Origin of the sequence: Bacteroides cutis, assembly GCF_900241005.1 — a bacterium.
Lineage (GTDB): Bacteria > Bacteroidota > Bacteroidia > Bacteroidales > Bacteroidaceae > Bacteroides > Bacteroides cutis.
Genome location: NZ_OEST01000002.1, coordinates 486,925 through 504,397, shown reverse-complemented (window position 1 = coordinate 504,397; position 17,473 = coordinate 486,925). Strand labels below are relative to the sequence as shown.

Below are 17,473 nucleotides of genomic sequence, written 5' to 3'. Positions count from 1 at the left end.
TGTCAACAAAGATAGAAAAAAAAGAGTTAATTGGGAATATCTATATAGGAATCTTTGAACCCTAAGAAATAAAGAACTCCGTCTAATCCAATTGTGTTGATAGATTGTTTGGCATTTGCTACAACTTTCGGTTTGGCATGGAATGCAATTCCTAGTCCGGCAATGCCCAACATAGGTAGGTCGTTTGCTCCGTCACCTACAGCAATTGTTTGGGCAATATCCACTTTCTCTACTTGAGCGATTAGGCGTAGGAGTTCAGCTTTCCGTCTTCCGTCTACTACATCGCCCAGATAACGGCCAGTCAATTTTCCATTTTCAATTTCCAATTCATTGGCATAAACGTAGTCTATTCCGTATTTCTTTTGCAGGTATTGTCCGAAATAAGTGAAACCACCGGAGAGAATGGCTATTTTATAGCCATATTTTTTCAATACATACATCAAACGGTCAACACCTTCGGTAATAGGTAAGTTTTCTGCAATTTCCTGCATCACGGACTCGTCTAATCCTTTCAATAGCGCCACACGTTCACGGAAGCTTTCTGTAAAATCAATTTCTCCGCGCATGGCACGTTCTGTTATAGCTTTCACTTGGTCGCCTACACCGGCACGCATTGCCAGTTCATCGATTACCTCTGTTTCAATCAAAGTAGAGTCCATATCGAAACAAATTAATCGGCGCATACGACGATACATATTATCCAGTTGGAAAGAGAAATCCATTTCTAGTTCACTTGCCAGTTTCATAAGTTGTTCTTGCATAGCTATACGGTCTTTGGGTGTACCACGAACTGAAAACTCAATACAAGCGCGTGTCCTTGCTTCACATTCGTCTAGCGGGATACGTCCTGTCAGGCGCTTGATGGCATCAATATTCATGCCTTGTTCTGCAAGGATACGGGTAACGGCTGAGATTTGGCGGGCAGATAGTTTACGTCCGAGTAAGGTAAGGATATATCGGTTTTTACCTTGCATGTTTACCCAATCCTCGTATTCTTTTACCGTGATGGGATAGAAGCGGATGGTGACTCCCAGGGAAGAAGCTTTAAAAAGTAGTTCTTTCATGATGAATCCGGAATGTTGTTCTTCCGTCTTGCACAAAATGCCTAATGATAAAGTATTATGAATGTCTGCCTGACCGATGTCAAGAATAGTCGCGTCATATTTGGCAAGGATTTCAGTAACCGAGGCTGTTAATCCCGGACGGTCTTCGCCCGTAATCCGGATAAGAATTAATTCAGTGTTCAATAGTTGCATAAGCTATCTTTAAAAGAATAATATAGGTTACAAAAGTAAGGAAAATTCTTGCTATTTATGCTAAATAACATAAAAATGTATATTAAAATAACGAGAAAATTACTTGTTTATTTGGAACTTACTTTAATATTTACTTACCTTTGCACCCGATTTCAGAATTAAAGGCTTTGATTATCAATGAATTCCTCTCATTGTAAAGCCAGAGAAGACGATGTTCTGGGAAGAAATCACTGTCATAGAGGACAGTCTCCCAGATAGTATTAACTAAAACCGCGTTACATGAAATATGTAAAATGGATTTTTGTTGTATTACTAGTAAGTTCCTTAACATCTTTCGTAGAAAAAGACAAACCTACAGGAGGTTTGAATGTGGGTGACATAGCCCCAGATTTTAAAATCGAAACTATGTCGGCTGAGCAGCCATCTGCCGAGCTTTCTGGTATGAAAGGTAAATATGTACTGCTTAGTTTTTGGGCAAGTTATGATGCGCATTCCCGGATGCAAAACGCAAGTTTTAGTAACGCGCTTCGTTCCGATCCCTTTAATAATAATGTGGAAATGGTTTCTGTTTCGTTTGATGAATATCCATCCATCTTCAAGGAAACCATTCGTAAGGATCAAATAGTTACGCCCACTTGTTTCGTGGAAACTAAAGGCGAATCTTCCGGCTTATTTAAAAAATATCGTTTGAGCCGTGGATTTACAAACTATTTATTGGATGATAATGGTGTAATTATTGCCAAAAACATCTCTGCTGCAGAACTTTCATCTTACTTGAATTAGAGTTTCAATGAAGTTAACTATGAACACTTAAAGAACCTGTAAGACGAAAGTGAGGGTTCTTCTGAAAATAGACAGATATAACTATCTTGTTTGTTGAAAGAAAGGACAAAACAAAAGAGGAAATAATACAACAAAAAAGCCCTCCCGCACTTGTAAAAACACAAGAGTAGGAGGGTCTCTTATTTTTTATAATTATTTCTTGTTATTTCAGAACATGTTCTTTTTATCCGGTATTCTACTGTCCTTACTTCGGTGCTTTCTTATATAGATAGAATGCAATGAATGCATATAGCATATTAGGTATCCATACAGCAACAAATGGCGGAACATTACCGTTTATGGCGAAAGTGGATGCGATTGTCTGAAATAGAATATACGAGAAACTTAACCCCAAACCTATACCTAAATGCAATCCCATACCTCCTTTGGTCTTTTTTGAAGAAAGAGACACACCTATTAACGTCAAAATGAATGAAGCAAATGACATGGCGATACGCTTGTGATATTCTATCTCAAATTCCTTGGTATTAGCAAAACCACGCTGACGTTGTCTGTCAATATATTCGCTTAGCTGAGGACTAGTCAACATTTCTTGTTGGTTTTTCATTATCAGGAAATCAGCAGGTTCCATAAACAAGGTAGTATCAATTCGTTCACCTTTAATAATACTCTCTTTCATGCCGTCCATCTGGCGAATCATGTAATCTTTAATCGTCCATTTATGTACACATGCCGTATCATACGTGATACTACGCGCTGTCAAATGAGATACCAATTGTTTATCCTTGAATTTATCTAATGAGAAGCGATAACCTGTTTTGCTGTAATCTTCAAACCGTTCGATATAAGCTATTACACCGGAATCAACTTCCAGTTGAATATTTCGTGCTGTCGTTTCTTTACGAGGTTTGTAATATTTATCTTCAAAATTAAGACGCGTCACACTACCTTTAGGAATAACATACGAACCTAAGCAAAAAGTAACCACGGCAATGATTGCAGCTGATACCATGTAAGGTCGAAGCATACGTTTGAAACTCATTCCTGTGGAAAACATCGCAATAATTTCAGAGTTCTCCGCTAATTTAGATGTAAAGAAGATTACAGCAATAAATACGAACAACGGACTGAAAAGGTTGGCGAAGTAGGGGATGAAGTTCATATAATAATCGAAGACAATGGCTTTCCATGGCGCTTCATGCGACATAAAACGATCCATTTTCTCATTGAAATCGAATACTACTGCAATAGAAATAATCAGAGCGATGGCAAACACATACGTTCCCAAGAATTTCTTAATGATGTACCAATCCAACCGTTTTAGGAACTTATCCCTTCCGACAGGCATCTTTATATCCTTAAATATTTTCCAGTCGATTTTTCTCATAATCTTGTCGATACACGTTTTATCATCATTGGTTTCCAAGTTGAGAAATCACCGTCAATGATGTGTTTACGGGCTTCTCTCACCAACCACAAATAAAACGCCAAATTATGAATGGAAGCAATCTGCATTGCCAGTAATTCTTGTGCATGGAACAAATGACGCAAGTATGCTTTACTATATAAGGTATCTACGCAGGATGCACCATCAGTTTCGATGGGAGAAAAGTCCGTCTCCCATTTCTTGTTACGCATATTGATGATACCATCTTTGGTGAACAGCATACCGTTACGTCCGTTGCGGGTAGGCATCACGCAGTCAAACATATCCACTCCACGTTCAATACCTTCCAATATATTTACTGGCGTACCTACACCCATCAGGTATCGTGGTTTGTCTTTCGGAAGGATTTCGTTGACCAGTTCTATCATTTCATACATCTTCTCTGTAGGTTCACCTACTGCCAATCCACCGATAGCATTTCCTTCAGCTCCTTTAGAAGCAATGAACTCTGCCGATCGTTTCCGCAGATCAGGATAAACGCATCCTTGGACAATAGGAAAAAGAGCTTGGTGATATCCATATTTAGGCTCAGTTTCATTGAAACGTTTGAGACAACGGTCTAGCCAGCGATGAGTCATTTCCATTGATTTTTTTGCGTATGCATATTCTGCATCTCCAGGAGTACATTCATCAAATGCCATCATAATATCTGCTCCGATAGTACGTTCAATATCCATCACTTTTTCCGGTGTAAAGATATGCTTACTACCATCAATATGAGAGCGAAATTCAGCACCTTCTTCTCGTAGTTTACGAATACCTGCCAGAGAAAAGACCTGAAAACCACCACTGTCAGTCAGCATCGGACGATCAAAGCCGTTGAACTTATGCAGTCCACCGGCTTTTTCAATAACATCTAATCCCGGACGAAGATAAAGGTGGTATGTATTACCTAGAATAATCTGTGCCTCAATATCTTCTTTCAGTTCTGTCAAATGTACTCCTTTTACAGTTCCTAACGTACCTACCGGCATAAAGATAGGCGTTTTAATCTGCCCGTGATCGGTAGTAATCAATCCTGCACGTGCATTTGTCTTGCTGTCTGTATACTGTAACTCAAATGTCATTCTTCTTTCTTTTCAGTCTTTTCTTTTTTTACGGACAAATCAATTGCATCGGCTACCTTTTCATTAGTAAGTGCAATGGCAAATACTTCTTTCACATCTTTCACATAATGGAAAGTTAGTCCTTTCAGGTAAATATCCTGAATTTCATCAATATTTTTACGGTTTTCTTCGCTCAAAATAATCTCTTTGATCCCAGCACGTTTGGCAGCCAAAATTTTCTCCTTAATTCCACCCACAGGAAGTACTTTTCCACGGAGTGTTATTTCACCTGTCATGGCAAGATTTGCTTTCACTTTACGCTGAGTGAGGGCAGAAGCCAATGATGTAGCCATGGTGATACCCGCAGAAGGACCATCTTTGGGAATTGCTCCTTCCGGTACATGAACATGGATGTTCCAATTATCAAAAATATCCTCATCCAAATAGAGCAATGATGCATGTGCTTTGATATATTCCAAAGCCAGCATTGCTGATTCTTTCATTACATCACCCAAATTTCCGGTTAATGTCAGACGACCACCTTTTCCACGACTCAAACTGGTTTCAACAAAAAGAATTTCACCGCCTACAGCTGTCCATGCTAAACCGGTCACAACACCTGCGTATTCATTTCCCTGATATTTGTCACGGGTATATTCAGGAGCTCCGAGGAAATCGTACAAATCTCCTGGTTTGATTTCTGTTTTTACAAAATAACCGTCTGTAGCATATTGACGTGCGGATTTACGCAATATTTTTCCAATTTTCTTTTCAAGTTCGCGTACACCACTCTCACGGGTATAAGATTCTATAATTGCTTCCAAAGTATTTTTTGGAATTTTAATATCATTCTTTTTCATACCATTAGCTTCTAATTCTTTAGGAACCAGGTGACGACGAGCAATTTCTATTTTCTCTTCTGTGATGTAACCACTTACCTCAATCAGCTCCATGCGATCGAGCAATGGCCCGGGGATAGTATTCAGATTATTGGCAGTAGCGATAAACATGACTTTTGACAAGTCATAGTCCACATCTAGAAAATTATCATGGAAAGTCGTATTCTGTTCAGGGTCGAGTACTTCCAAAAGGGCAGAGGAAGGATCACCCTGACGGTCTGCACTTACTTTATCTATCTCATCTAAAATAAATACAGGATTAGAAGAACCTGCTTTAATTAGGTTTTTGATAATCCGTCCGGGCATAGCACCGATATATGTTTTACGATGTCCACGAATTTCAGCTTCATCATGCACCCCCCCCAAAGACATACGAATATATTTTCGTTTCAGAGCCGCGGCAATAGAACGTCCTAAAGATGTTTTTCCGACTCCCGGCGGACCATACAAACAGATAATGGGTGATTTCATGTCACCTTTTAACTTTAGTACAGCAAGATGTTCTAGAATACGCTCCTTAACTTTCTCCAAACCATAATGATCTTTGTTTAACGTTTTTTCTGCATTTACCAAGTTCAGATTATCCATAGTATATATACCCCAAGGCAGGCTAAGCATGGTTTGCAGATAATTTAACTGTACACTGTAATCTGGCGACTGCGGATGCGTACGTTCCAATTTATCTACTTCTTTCAGAAAAAGAGCTTTCACTCCTTCACTCCACTTGATGGTCTCAGCTTTTTTACGCATTTCTTCGATTTCCTGCTCTTGACCACCACCACCCAATTCATCCTGAATGGTTTTAATTTGTTGTTGTAAGAAATACTCGCGCTGTTGTTGGTCGATATCCTCACGTGCACGCATCTGTATAGATTCTTTTATTTCGGCAAGCTGTACTTCGCGATTTAGAATTTCCAGTAATCGGTAAGTACGAGCACGCAATGAATCAATACGAAGCAATTCAATTTTTTCATCTTTTTTTAAAGGTAAATTCGTACAGATAAAGTCTACCAGAAACATTGGATTCGTGATATTCTTGATTGCAAACGAAGAGTCCTGAGGAAACATGTCGGACGATTTTATATAACGTACAGACAAGTCTTTACAAGCCTCTACCAAAGCTTGGAACTCTTTATCGTCTTTTGCAGGTATTTCTTCATTTAATGTGCTTATATGTCCCTTCAAATAAGGTATAGTATCTGTAATATCCTTTAATTCCATACGTTTGGAACCCTGTAAAATAACAGTCGTTGTTTGATCTGGCATTTCCAGTACACGAACAATCTTGGCTATAGTACCTACACTATGTAAATCTTCAAACAGAGGAGATTCTGTTTCTGCAATTTTCTGGCATACTACAGCTATATAGAGATTTTTCTTCTCCGCTTCGCGTATTAATTTTAAAGAAGCCTTTCTTCCTACAGATACAGGCATAAACACACCCGGAAATAAGACCATATTCCGAAGAGGTAATACCGGTAGGATTTCATCAACCTCTATATCCATCAATTGTTCTTCACTTCCCTCAAAATCAGCAATCACAGAAAATGCATTTTCTCTCCTATCTTCGATATCACTAAAGTAATTTCTTTTCTTCATTTCTTTCCTTTTTAGTTTATGTCATATTGGCAGACCTATAAAGTGTTTGCAAAGTTAAGCTTATTTCTTCATTAAATGGCTGTTCCTTTCTTTAAAAAGACAAAAACGATGCCAAAATTGTAACTCTTTTCTTGTCTTTGATTATTTTTGAGCCCGATTAACAGAGATAAACTATGTCAAATTCTTGTTTTAAGTTTAAACAATTTACCATTTATCATGATAAATGTGCAATGAAGGTCGGTACAGATGGTGTACTTTTAGGAGCATGGGCTCCGGTTGATGATATAAAACAGATACTCGATGTGGGTACTGGTACTGGGTTGATAGCATTACAATTAGCTCAACGAAATCAACAAGCAAGAATAACGGCTATTGAAATTGATGAAGTGGCTGTAGAGCAAGCTAAAGAAAATATAGCTTGTTCTTCTTGGGCCGACAGAATAGAGGTGGTATGTAATGATTTTAGATATTATCAACCTGAAAAGAAATTTGATTTGATAGTTTCAAATCCACCTTATTTTATTGATGCATTGAAATGTCCAGATGAACAGCGTCGGATGGCTCGTCATACTGGAAGGCTGAATTATGAACTTTTATTTTGTAATTCGGCGTATTTATTGTCTGAAAAAGGTTTTGTTAGTATTATCATTCCTGTAGAAGTAGAAAAGGAAGTTGTTGATACTGCCTGGAATTATAATTTGTATCCACATCATCGTTTACATGTATATACAAAACCTGGAAAGCCTTGTCGTCGGGTATTAATTACTTTTGGATTTCTGGAAAAAGTATGTAAAGAGGAAGATCTTTGTATTGAAATAGAACATAATCGGTATACTCCCGAATATATAGCTTTAACCCGTGATTTTTATCTAAAGATGTAGTAGAGAGACTTTATAACACTCCGAAAGAAAAATGCAACCAGTTAATTAATAACCGATTGCATTTCTTTTAGTCGGGGTAGCGGGATTCGAACCCACGACCCCCTGCTCCCAAAGCAGGTGCGCTAACCGGACTGCGCTACACCCCGAGTGCTTTACTTCCTAAAAGCGTGTGCAAAGGTAAATACTTTTTTTATATGAACCAAATATTTTTATTATTTTATATTCAAGAATTTTATAATAGACTGAAATGCAATAATCAACGATAATAAAAAAATCTTTTCTTTGCTTTATTTTTTTTTCTATCTTTGTAAAAAGAAAATCTATAATATTCTAAAAATATGAATGTAATCAAACAGACTTTATTTTTTTCCATTATCTCGTTGGGATGTATCTCTTGTAAGAGTAAGGCGGAGAAGTCAGTAGTAAATACTGAAACGAAGATAGTTGTTGCGGATGATTCGTTGTGTCATGTACAAGGTGTAGTGATAGATGCTACAATGAATGGTTTTACAATGATAACATCGAAAAACGATACATTATATTTCAGTACCATGGATCAGAATATATCTTTGGAAGGTGGATTGCTTTTGGGAGATACTTTGGATGTTTCTTATACGGTTACAGATGATGAACCGGGCATTAATATGATTTCATTTGTAAAAAAAGTACATTAAAATTACATTTAAATAAAATATATTATGAAGAAACTTATTTTAGGAGTTGCTGTGTTTGCAATGGTATTCGTAGCTTGTGACAGTAAAAAGAGTGCAGACTCTGTTGTCGGTTCATGGGTGATGCCTATTGAGGGACAGCCGGGAAAAATGCAAGGAATTAAGCTGGAAGAAGGGGGTGAAGCATCTTCCATTAATATGGCAACGTTAGTATATAAGTATTGGGAACAACAAGGTGATAACTTACTTTTGACAGTTAAAAGTATTGGTAATGGTATTGAAATAGAGGGCATAGATACCTTGAAAATAGAAAAGCTGACTGCTGATTCATTAATTTTAAACTCTAATTACGGATACACATTGCGTTACGTAAGAGAGAAATAATTCTGGTCAAAAAGATTTGTACCACAGTAATCTGTGGTACAACTGTATCATCCAAATTGTAGCGTAAAGCAACTGCCTTTTCCTACTGTCGATTTTACTATAATATTTCCTCCATGTCGATTCATTATCTGTTTGCATAGACTGAGTCCGATGCCTGAACCTGATACCTTTGTTGTGAAAAATGGAACAAATATCTTATCCTGTATTTCCGGTAACATTCCGTCCCCATTATCATCAACGACAATCAAACATTGCCATGAAATGGAAGGAAGCATTTTTATTTTGATTTCCGGTTTGTTTTTCTTGCTACATGCTTCCCGTGCATTCTTAATCAGATTGATGAGTACTTGTTCTATTTGAGTTCTGTCAATTTGTAAAATTCGGTCTTTCTTGGGTATTTCAATATGGATATATCTTTCGGGAAACAGCTTTTGCAAATCCAGAAAAAGTTCGCTAACAGATACTGGATGACGGACAGGAGCGGGTAGACGTGTTAATCGACGATAATTTTCTACAAATTCAAGTAATCCTTTGCTACGTCTGTAGATTGTCTTCATACCTTGCTGCATCACAGGGTAATTTTTTTCTGTCACCTCCCGTTCACTTAAAGTTTCAGAAAGAGATAGAATCGGAGTAATCGAGTTCATTATTTCATGCGTCAATACTCTAATAAGTTTTTGCCAAGCTTCCATTTCATTCCGTTCTAATACGCGTGTACGGAAGTTCTTCATTGCCTCTGAAAGTTCATCGACCATTTCTTCCATGGAACGATTACGATAAGGAGAATGGAACGAAAGCATCATGTCATCATAACGGAGACTTTCTGCCAAGTGACGCATCATTCGTACTTGCATCATCTGAAGATGATACAAGTGTACGACCGTTAACATCAATAGCATAGTTATCATTAACATACTAAACCACAATCTGGCATCCATCAGCAGATACAATCCTATCGACATCAGTACAATACCGATAATATGTAGTATGACTACAAAAGAATAACGTTTCATAAGCCTAATTTTTCAAGTTTACGGTATAAGGCGAAGCGTGTGATACCCAGATATTCTGCTGCACGAGTTACGTTACCTTCACTCAGACGCATCGCCCTTTCTATAGCTTGACGCTCCAATCGCTCCAGATTGAGTATGTCTTCATCTTCCTTTATACGGGGAGTAACAGCCTGAAAAAGAAAGTTGTCCGGTTGAAGCAAAGAGCCATCTCCTAGTATTACCGCTCGTTCCATAGTATGTTGTAGTTCTCGTACATTACCCGGCCAGACATATTTCAAAAGTTTATTTTTCGCTTCGCGAGTTAACCCTCGCATTTCTTTTTGGTATTTTCGGGCATAACGTTGAAGGAAAAACTCAGCCAATAAAATAATATCATTCCCACGTTCTCTTAATGGAGGAATGTGTAACTCAATGGTATTGATACGATATAATAAATCCTGTCGGAAAGTACCTTCTTCCACTAAGCGGCAGATATCAGCATTGGTGGCACAAATCAATCTTACATCGATAGACATAGTCTGTGTACTTCCCAAACGGTTGATTTGACGTTTTTCAATGGCAGTCAATAGTTTAGCCTGCATAGGAAGCGATAGATTTCCTATCTCGTCCAAAAAAAGTGTACCTCCTGTCGCCACTTCCATACGTCCAGCTTTGGGTTTTCGGGCATCGGTAAATGCCCCTTTTTCATAACCGAATAATTCACTTTCAAACAATTGTTCTGGGATACTACCAAGGTCAATGGTTACAAATGGTTTTCCGAAACGTGGAGAATTACGATAGAGTAAACGAGCTATAATATCTTTACCCGTACCGTTTTCGCCTAATATCAGGATATTGGCATCCGTATCGCGCAGTTTCTCCACTGTCAAGAAAACATCTTTCATTACTTTGGACTCACCGATGATTATATCTTCTATGTTTCCTACTGCTCCGTTACTCAGGATCTCGACTTGTTCTTTTAACAGATTGATTTCATACCGCGAACGTCGTAACTTCATGCCTGAAGATAAGGTTGCCAGCAATTTTTCTTTTTCCCACGGTTTAGGAATAAAATCCGTAGCACCTGCTTTGATGGCACGTACGGCTTTATCCGTATCAGCATATGCTGTCATAAAGATAACAATGGCTTGCGGGTCGATATGTAGGATTTGTTTCAAGCTTTCAAACCCTTCTTGGCCACTTATTGCGTCACGGCTGAAATTCATATCTAATAATACGATATCCGGTTGAAAAGTAGTCATAAAATGTTCGATACGATCAGGCGTAACAGCTACTTTTATTTTTTCTACGTAAGGTTCTAATAATAAATTGAGGGCAAAAAGTACATCCTCATTATCATCAACTACTAATATTTTTCCTAATTGTTCCATATTATTTACTTATGGGACAAAGATAGGAAATATATCAATGTGTTGTACGTGTGAATTCGCACTGTTTTTGTGCGAAAATGCACATTGAGAAAATGTCAAATTTATTAGTAATGTATTGATTAATAGTATATAATCTGTTTGGCACAAGATTTGAATGTTTTGCAGAAAAACATACTATGCAATTAAATATATATTTATCCTTACTGACTTGTATTACTTTCATTTCTGTCTCGGCTCAGGAACATGAAATGAGACTGACACTGCAACAGACTGTGGAATATGCCTGCCGGCAATCGCCTGATGCGCAAAATGCTCGCCATAGTTTTCGTTCTGCCTATTGGAATTACAAATACTATCGAGCCAATTATTTACCAACACTTAAACTGACATCAACCCCTTATTTAGACCGAGCTATTAATAAGGTGACATTGGGAGATGGTAGTGTGAAGTTTATAGAACAGAATTTATTGAATAGTGATCTAACTTTGAGTTTGACGCAAAATATTCCTTGGACCGGTGGTAAATTGTTTGTGGAAACAGCAGCCCAACGAATAGACTTGTTCAGCAATGACAGTCATTCGTGGCAAACGTCTCCTGTCAATATCGGTTACAGTCAATCATTGTTTGGATACAATAATCTGAAATGGGATCGTCGTATAGAACCCATACGTTATCGGGAAGCTAAAAAAAAATACATGGAAACTTTAGAATTAGTTGCCGCCCGTGCTACGGAGAAGTTTTTCGACCTTGCCCGTGCACAAAGCAATTATGAGATAGCCAATACCAATTACGCCAACGCAGACACCTTATATATATATGCTGCAGGACGTTATAATATCGGTACTATTTCTGAAAATGAAATGCTCCAACTGGAGCTTAATAAACTTACTGAAGAAGCCAATCAGATGAATGCACGTATTGATATGGACAATTGCATGCAGGAACTTCGTTCTTATCTCGGCATCCAGGAAGATATAGAACTGAAGACTGATATTGACGATCATGTTCCGGATTTGAACGTAGACTTGAATACTGCACTTTTATTAGCGAACGAAAACAGTCCGGAAATCCAAAGTATGTTACGCCGTAAGTTAGAAAGTGAGAGTGCCGTTTCAAAAGCACGTGCTAATGCCGGACTTAAAGCTGATATTTATTTACGTTTTGGATTGACCCAGACTGCCGAGAAACTGAAAGATGCTTATCATAATCCTTTGGAGCAACAATATATCAGCTTGGGTATCAGTTTGCCTATTCTGGACTGGGGGCGGGGAAAGGGACAGATACGTGTGGCTCGTTCTAACCGTGACTTGGTTCACACACAGATAGAGCAAGATAAGACGGATTTCAACCTTAATGTAAGAAAATTAGTCAAGCAGTTCAATCTGCAGGCGCAACGGGTACACATTGCTGCCCGTACAGATGAAACTGCGCAAAGACGCGCTGAAGTTGCCCGTCGGCTCTATTTATTGGGAAAATCTTCCGTACTCGATTTAAACGCTTCCATTACAGAAAAAGATACTGCTCGGCGGAATTATATAACAGCCCTCTACAATTACTGGAGTCTGTATTATACTCTTCGGAGCCTGACACTTTATGACTTTGAGAAGAACAGTCCACTAACAGAAGATTTGAACAGGATTATTGAAGAAAAATTTACACAGTAGAAAGAAAAGAGAATTTTTAGTAAAAATAGAATGAAGATTTAGTAAGAATTCCGTCCCTATTTAAAAGATGTTTTTAGGTAGGGATAAATTGAAAATAAATATAGATTATATATTTGACAAATCATGGATATTAAACTTGAAAAGAAACCTTGGTATATTCGTTACCGTTATTATTTGGCAGGAAGCATCCTTTTTTTTGCTTTCCTCATTTATGTGATTAGTCTTTCTTGGGGTCCCAGCAAATTACGTATCGAAAAAGATAATATACAGATAGCTGAAGTGAAAAATGGGAAGTTTATGGAATATGTTGATGTGGAAGGACTGATTCAACCTATTCTCACTATAAAAATCAATGCTCGCGAAACTGGGAGTGTGGAACGTATCATTGCGGAAGAGGGAAGTTTGTTGGATAAAGGTGATACTATACTTGTACTAGAGAATCCTGATCTGCTACGAAGTATAGAAGATCAACGCGACGATTTGGAAAAGCAATTGATAACGTATCGTGAAAAGGAAATAGAAATGGATCAGCAGAGTCTTCATCTTCAACAACAGACATTGCAAACTAACTATGAATTGGAACGGTTACGCAAAAGTTTTCAGCTTGATCGTGAAGAATATAGAATGGGAATTAAAAGTAAAGCGCAATTGGAGGTTTCTGAAGACGAATACAATTATAAAGTAAAAACTGCTCGTTTGCAACGTGAAAGCTTACAGCATGATTCTGTCGTTACCGTCATTCGTAAAGACCTTATCTGCAATGATCGCGAAAGAGAGCGGAAAAAATACGAACGTGCATGCGAACGGATGGATAATTTGATTGTAAGATCTCCTGTCGCAGGACAACTTAGTTTTGTAAAAGTAACTCCTGGACAACAAGTTAACTCAGGAGAAAATATTGCTGAAATCAAAGTGCTGGATCAATACAAAGTACACACTGCTTTAAGTGAATATTACATTGATCGTATCACTACGGGATTACCTGCCACTATCCATTATCAAGGAAAAAAGCACCCGTTACGTATCAGTAAAGTGGTACCAGAAGTGAAAGATCGTACCTTCGATGTGGATCTTGTTTTTACGGAGGACATGCCCGATAATGTGAGAGTAGGAAAGAGTTTTCGTGTACAGATAGAACTTGGACAGCCGGAAGAAGCACTCGTCATTCCTAGAGGTAATTTCTATCAAAATACCGGAGGACAATGGATTTATAAGTTAAATGCATCTCAAAGTAAAGCCATCCGTGTTCCGTTGAACATAGGTCGCCAAAATCCGCAACAATATGAAATTACAGATGGTTTGCAACCGGGAGACTGGGTTATTACGACAGGATATGATAACTTTGGCGAGGTGGAAGAATTGATCTTGAAATGAATGTAAACAGAATTATGATACAATATCATCTAAAAATAGCATTTGTAGTTTTCTCGTGTACTTATCTGGTAATGTCACATGAGTATCTGTGTTTTTTCGCACGGTATTCGTGCGGAATTGCACAGATTTTGAAAGTAAATAAGATTATTTAGTATTGATTATTAGAGATTTGTATTCTGGCATATAATTTGATTTTATATTTTGTAAACACACATATTATGATATTACATTATTTTAAAACAGCATTCAGAAACTTATTGAAACACAAAACACAGAATGTAATTTCCATTATTGGATTGTCGGTAGGTATATTATGTTTTAGTATTTGCATTTATTGTAGCCGGTTTATAAATTCGACCAATCAATGTTTTATTCATCACGAACACATTGTAGATATAAATTTGTATCATACTTCGGCCAAACGTTCTTTTTCTGGTATCCCTGCTACATTAATTGAAGAATTGCGCCGGATACAGTTCAACGAAGTAGAACAATTTGCTTTTGTTACTTATCCTCGTTCACGTAGTTATAATGTAGAAACATTGGATGGAAAGAAATTACCCTATGAAGATTTGTATACTATGGAAGTAGATTCTTCCTATTATAGTGTGTTTACTCCCAAAGTACTACAAGGTTCATGGGAAGTTGCTTCGCAGACTCCCAATACTGTGATATTGACACGCTCTTTGGCACAGAAGATATTTGGTATTAAAGAAAATCCGATCGGAAAACAGATGATTTTGGCTCAGCGATTATTTTCTTCACCTAGTACTACACCGAGGACAGGAGGTATTACTTATACAGTTCAAGCCGTGATAGAAGATATTCCACTCAATACCAGTCTGAGTTTTCTTAAGAAAGTTGATATGTTGACGTTGAACGACAGTGAGGGGCTTATGCAATTTAAAAAGCGGAATAATATGAGTGGTGGTTTCGGATTTGCTTTGTTGCGTCCGGGTACACTCCCTCTAGAGTTGGAGGCACATTTTCGTACTATGAATTTGAAGCATTCATTTGTCGATAAGGAATATGTTGTGACAGCTTCTACCTTTGGAAAGAATTTTCAGGAGGGATCCGTGGCTCCTTATTTTGCCAGAATAACGTTCATTGTTGGAGTACTTATTTTACTAATTGGATTACTTAATTTCTTTCAATTTCTGGCAGGTAGCTATTTAAATCGTTCACATGAATTCGGTATACGTAAAGTTACGGGTAGTGGTAGTCGACAGTTATTCCAGTTACTTTTTATCCAAGCTATTGTTATATTACTGATTGCTTTTTTCCTGACTTTTTGTTTGATAGAGATACTTAGTCCATTATTGTCATTCTCTCTGTTCAATTTTACATTAATAGTAGAACAAAATATATTATTGATACAGACGGCAGAATACATGGCTGCTATTATTTTACTATGTTTATTACTTTGCCTTTTCGTTGTATGGCGGATGAGGCATATTTCTATTCATGTAAGTATCTCCATAAATAAATCCAGACGTCACAAACGGATTACGCGGAATTTACTTTTAGGTATCCAGTTCTTCATTTGCTGGTTGTTCATTGTCTTTGCAGTTGCCCTTTATTTACAAGCGAAAAAGACAGGATCCACTCTATTCTATACGTTAACTGAAAAAGAGAAGTCAGAAATTATAAGTATTTCATTGGATTACCGTTTTATGAAAAATGATGAGAAGTTTGCTTTGATAGAACGTATCTGCCAACATTCGGGTGTAAAGGATAAATTGCTGACTGATATAAACTATTTAGAAGGGCTTTCGGGTACCGGTATGCAGACAGAAAAGAATAATCGAGATAGTTATATAGAGGTGAATATTATGCGTGTACCAAATAACTTCTTTGATTTTATGAATATTCCTGTTATCGTTGGTCATGCATTGGAAACGGATAAAGATATGGTAATAGACCATAGATTAGCAGAACGTATGAAGAAGGATTGGCTGGGTACTACCTTATATAATAATGAGGATGATTACACCGTATGCGGTATTTGTTCCGATTTCATAGTCTGTACTTATAATCGAAGCGAGGGATTTGTCTTTCCATCTTCTGATTTCAGCGATTATGTAGGTCATTGTTATCTGAAGTGTGAACCCGGAAAAGTAGAAGAAGTGAAAGTTTTCGTTGAAAAGATGTTGAAAGAGAATCTTCCATCAAGTGTACAACCACAGATCTCTACTTTACGGGAAGATATATACCAGGCACAAGCTATGGAGAATAAAATGAAAGGTATTGTCCTGTTCTTTTCTATTGTCAGCCTGATAATTACCTTGCTGGGTGTTTATTCAGCCATTACTTTGGATACGGAACGTCGACAAAAGGAAGTAGCTATCCGTAAGGTAAATGGGGCAGGGGTGAAACAAATCATCATGTTGTTTGCCCACATGTATATAAGTTTACTTGTATTATCGGCAGTAACAGCATTTCCGTTATGCTATGCCATATTCCAGTTATGGAAAAAAATGTATATTGTATTCTTTAATGATGGACCGTTATTTTGGATTTCAATCTTTATGATAGTGGCTGTCATTACTATTTTTACTATTATTTTTCGTATTCTGAAGATAGCGAGGAGAAATCCGGTAGAGGTAATAAAGAACGAATAAAAAATGCAATAAAATGATAAAACATTACTTCATTGTAGCATTGCGTAATTTGTTGAAATATAAGTTACAGACTATTAGTATCGTAAGTATTGCTATTGGCTTTACTTGTATAGCTTTATCGTTATTTTGGAATTATTATGATTAATGGTACAAACTAGCGAACAAAGGCGTAAAGAAATAGCTATTCGGAAAGTAAATGGTGCACGAGTGAGAGACATATTGTTTTTATTTTTTTAAGAATATCTGATACAAGTCGTTATAGCTGCCCTCATTGCTTTATAAATAGGTTATTTTTGATGAAAAACTGGCTGGAAAATTATGAAAGACAGATAGTTATCAGTGGATGGATCTTCCTATACATCTTTGTTGCTATTATCATGATGATTATTGTTTGTATTAGTTGGCGGGTATGGTGTACTGCTAATGAAAATCCGGCTGAGGTTATTAAAAGTGAATAAGAGAATT

14 protein-coding genes and 1 tRNA gene are annotated in these 17,473 nt (G+C 37.3%); 8 read left to right on the top strand and 7 right to left on the bottom strand.

All coding sequences use genetic code 11. From position 1 onward, the window contains the following. Window positions 1-26 precede the first annotated feature (26 nt). Window positions 27-1,256 carry a phosphoserine phosphatase SerB gene (serB, locus tag C1A09_RS06170; protein ID WP_101542839.1) on the bottom strand — a complete coding sequence of 410 codons (1,230 nt, stop codon included), beginning with the start codon at window positions 1,254-1,256 and terminating at the stop codon, window positions 27-29. 279 nt (window positions 1,257-1,535) lie between these two features. On the opposite strand from serB, the gene C1A09_RS06160 reads away from it, so the two are divergent. Next, window positions 1,536-2,039 (top strand): redoxin domain-containing protein, encoded by a 504-nt coding sequence (locus C1A09_RS06160; protein WP_101542838.1) that lies wholly within the window; start codon window positions 1,536-1,538, stop codon window positions 2,037-2,039. A 244-nt stretch (window positions 2,040-2,283) separates the two neighbouring features. Here C1A09_RS06160 and C1A09_RS06155 read toward each other — a convergent pair whose 3' ends face one another. The 3 genes from C1A09_RS06155 to lon are packed head-to-tail and all read right to left on the bottom strand — an operon-like array spanning window position 2,284 to window position 7,030. Further along, window positions 2,284-3,426, bottom strand: coding sequence for an LptF/LptG family permease (locus C1A09_RS06155; protein WP_101542994.1), 1,143 nt, complete (start codon window positions 3,424-3,426; stop codon window positions 2,284-2,286). Further along, on the bottom strand, window positions 3,423-4,553 hold the full coding sequence (gene tgt / locus C1A09_RS06150) for a tRNA guanosine(34) transglycosylase Tgt (RefSeq protein WP_101542837.1): 1,131 nt from the start codon (window positions 4,551-4,553) through the stop codon (window positions 3,423-3,425). The genes C1A09_RS06155 and tgt overlap by 4 nt, the downstream gene beginning before the upstream one ends. Beyond that, complete coding sequence (gene lon / locus C1A09_RS06145; RefSeq protein ID WP_101542836.1) at window positions 4,550-7,030, bottom strand: endopeptidase La; 2,481 nt, start codon at window positions 7,028-7,030, stop codon at window positions 4,550-4,552. Before lon ends, tgt begins: the two co-directional genes overlap by 4 nt. Before the next feature lie 173 nt (window positions 7,031-7,203). Here lon and C1A09_RS06140 point away from each other — a divergent pair, with 173 nt between their 5' ends. Then, on the top strand, window positions 7,204-7,911 hold the full coding sequence (locus tag C1A09_RS06140) for a tRNA1(Val) (adenine(37)-N6)-methyltransferase (RefSeq protein WP_101542835.1): 708 nt from the start codon (window positions 7,204-7,206) through the stop codon (window positions 7,909-7,911). Window positions 7,912-7,982: 71 nt separating this feature from the next. Here C1A09_RS06140 and C1A09_RS06135 read toward each other — a convergent pair. Beyond that, window positions 7,983-8,057: transfer RNA gene (locus C1A09_RS06135), tRNA-Pro, on the bottom strand. A gap of 192 nt (window positions 8,058-8,249) precedes the next feature. Between C1A09_RS06135 and C1A09_RS06130 the strand changes: the two genes are divergently transcribed. Both C1A09_RS06130 and C1A09_RS06125 read left to right on the top strand, forming a co-directional pair. After that, entirely contained in the window at window positions 8,250-8,585 is a 336-nt protein-coding gene (locus C1A09_RS06130; RefSeq protein ID WP_101542834.1) for a hypothetical protein, read from the top strand. 24 nt (window positions 8,586-8,609) lie between these two features. Next, on the top strand, window positions 8,610-8,966 hold the full coding sequence (locus C1A09_RS06125; protein ID WP_101542833.1) for a lipocalin-like domain-containing protein: 357 nt from the start codon (window positions 8,610-8,612) through the stop codon (window positions 8,964-8,966). A 47-nt stretch (window positions 8,967-9,013) separates the two neighbouring features. Here C1A09_RS06125 and C1A09_RS06120 read toward each other — a convergent pair whose 3' ends face one another. After that, the gene (locus C1A09_RS06120; protein WP_101542832.1) at window positions 9,014-9,979 is read right to left on the bottom strand and encodes a sensor histidine kinase; all 966 of its coding nucleotides are present in this window, start codon (window positions 9,977-9,979) and stop codon (window positions 9,014-9,016) included. Continuing rightward, window positions 9,976-11,349: a sigma-54-dependent transcriptional regulator gene (locus tag C1A09_RS06115; protein WP_101542831.1), complete on the bottom strand. Its 1,374-nt coding sequence runs from the start codon at window positions 11,347-11,349 to the stop codon at window positions 9,976-9,978. The genes C1A09_RS06120 and C1A09_RS06115 overlap by 4 nt, the downstream gene beginning before the upstream one ends. 176 nt (window positions 11,350-11,525) lie before the next feature. Here C1A09_RS06115 and C1A09_RS06110 point away from each other — a divergent pair, with 176 nt between their 5' ends. The 4 genes from C1A09_RS06110 (at window position 11,526) to C1A09_RS16295 (ending at window position 17,466) form a co-directional block, all read left to right on the top strand. Further along, a complete protein-coding gene (locus C1A09_RS06110; protein WP_101542830.1) occupies window positions 11,526-13,013 on the top strand; it encodes a TolC family protein in 1,488 nt (495 codons plus the stop codon). A gap of 123 nt (window positions 13,014-13,136) precedes the next feature. Continuing rightward, complete coding sequence (locus tag C1A09_RS06105) at window positions 13,137-14,387, top strand: efflux RND transporter periplasmic adaptor subunit (protein WP_101542829.1); 1,251 nt, start codon at window positions 13,137-13,139, stop codon at window positions 14,385-14,387. A gap of 218 nt (window positions 14,388-14,605) precedes the next feature. Then, a complete protein-coding gene (locus tag C1A09_RS06100; RefSeq protein ID WP_101542828.1) occupies window positions 14,606-17,008 on the top strand; it encodes an ABC transporter permease in 2,403 nt (800 codons plus the stop codon). A gap of 296 nt (window positions 17,009-17,304) precedes the next feature. Then, a complete protein-coding gene (locus C1A09_RS16295) occupies window positions 17,305-17,466 on the top strand; it encodes a hypothetical protein (protein WP_158557846.1) in 162 nt (53 codons plus the stop codon). Window positions 17,467-17,473 lie beyond the last annotated feature (7 nt).

Coding starts and splice junctions, on each gene's coding strand:
- serB (WP_101542839.1), bottom strand. CDS start 1,256: ATGCAACTATTGAACACTGAATTAATTCTTATCCGGATTACGGGCGAA.
- C1A09_RS06160 (WP_101542838.1), top strand. CDS start 1,536: ATGAAATATGTAAAATGGATTTTTGTTGTATTACTAGTAAGTTCCTTA.
- C1A09_RS06155 (WP_101542994.1), bottom strand. CDS start 3,426: ATGAGAAAAATCGACTGGAAAATATTTAAGGATATAAAGATGCCTGTC.
- tgt (WP_101542837.1), bottom strand. CDS start 4,553: ATGACATTTGAGTTACAGTATACAGACAGCAAGACAAATGCACGTGCA.
- lon (WP_101542836.1), bottom strand. CDS start 7,030: ATGAAGAAAAGAAATTACTTTAGTGATATCGAAGATAGGAGAGAAAAT.
- C1A09_RS06140 (WP_101542835.1), top strand. CDS start 7,204: ATGTCAAATTCTTGTTTTAAGTTTAAACAATTTACCATTTATCATGAT.
- C1A09_RS06130 (WP_101542834.1), top strand. CDS start 8,250: ATGAATGTAATCAAACAGACTTTATTTTTTTCCATTATCTCGTTGGGA.
- C1A09_RS06125 (WP_101542833.1), top strand. CDS start 8,610: ATGAAGAAACTTATTTTAGGAGTTGCTGTGTTTGCAATGGTATTCGTA.
- C1A09_RS06120 (WP_101542832.1), bottom strand. CDS start 9,979: ATGAAACGTTATTCTTTTGTAGTCATACTACATATTATCGGTATTGTA.
- C1A09_RS06115 (WP_101542831.1), bottom strand. CDS start 11,349: ATGGAACAATTAGGAAAAATATTAGTAGTTGATGATAATGAGGATGTA.
- C1A09_RS06110 (WP_101542830.1), top strand. CDS start 11,526: ATGCAATTAAATATATATTTATCCTTACTGACTTGTATTACTTTCATT.
- C1A09_RS06105 (WP_101542829.1), top strand. CDS start 13,137: ATGGATATTAAACTTGAAAAGAAACCTTGGTATATTCGTTACCGTTAT.
- C1A09_RS06100 (WP_101542828.1), top strand. CDS start 14,606: ATGATATTACATTATTTTAAAACAGCATTCAGAAACTTATTGAAACAC.
- C1A09_RS16295 (WP_158557846.1), top strand. CDS start 17,305: ATGAAAAACTGGCTGGAAAATTATGAAAGACAGATAGTTATCAGTGGA.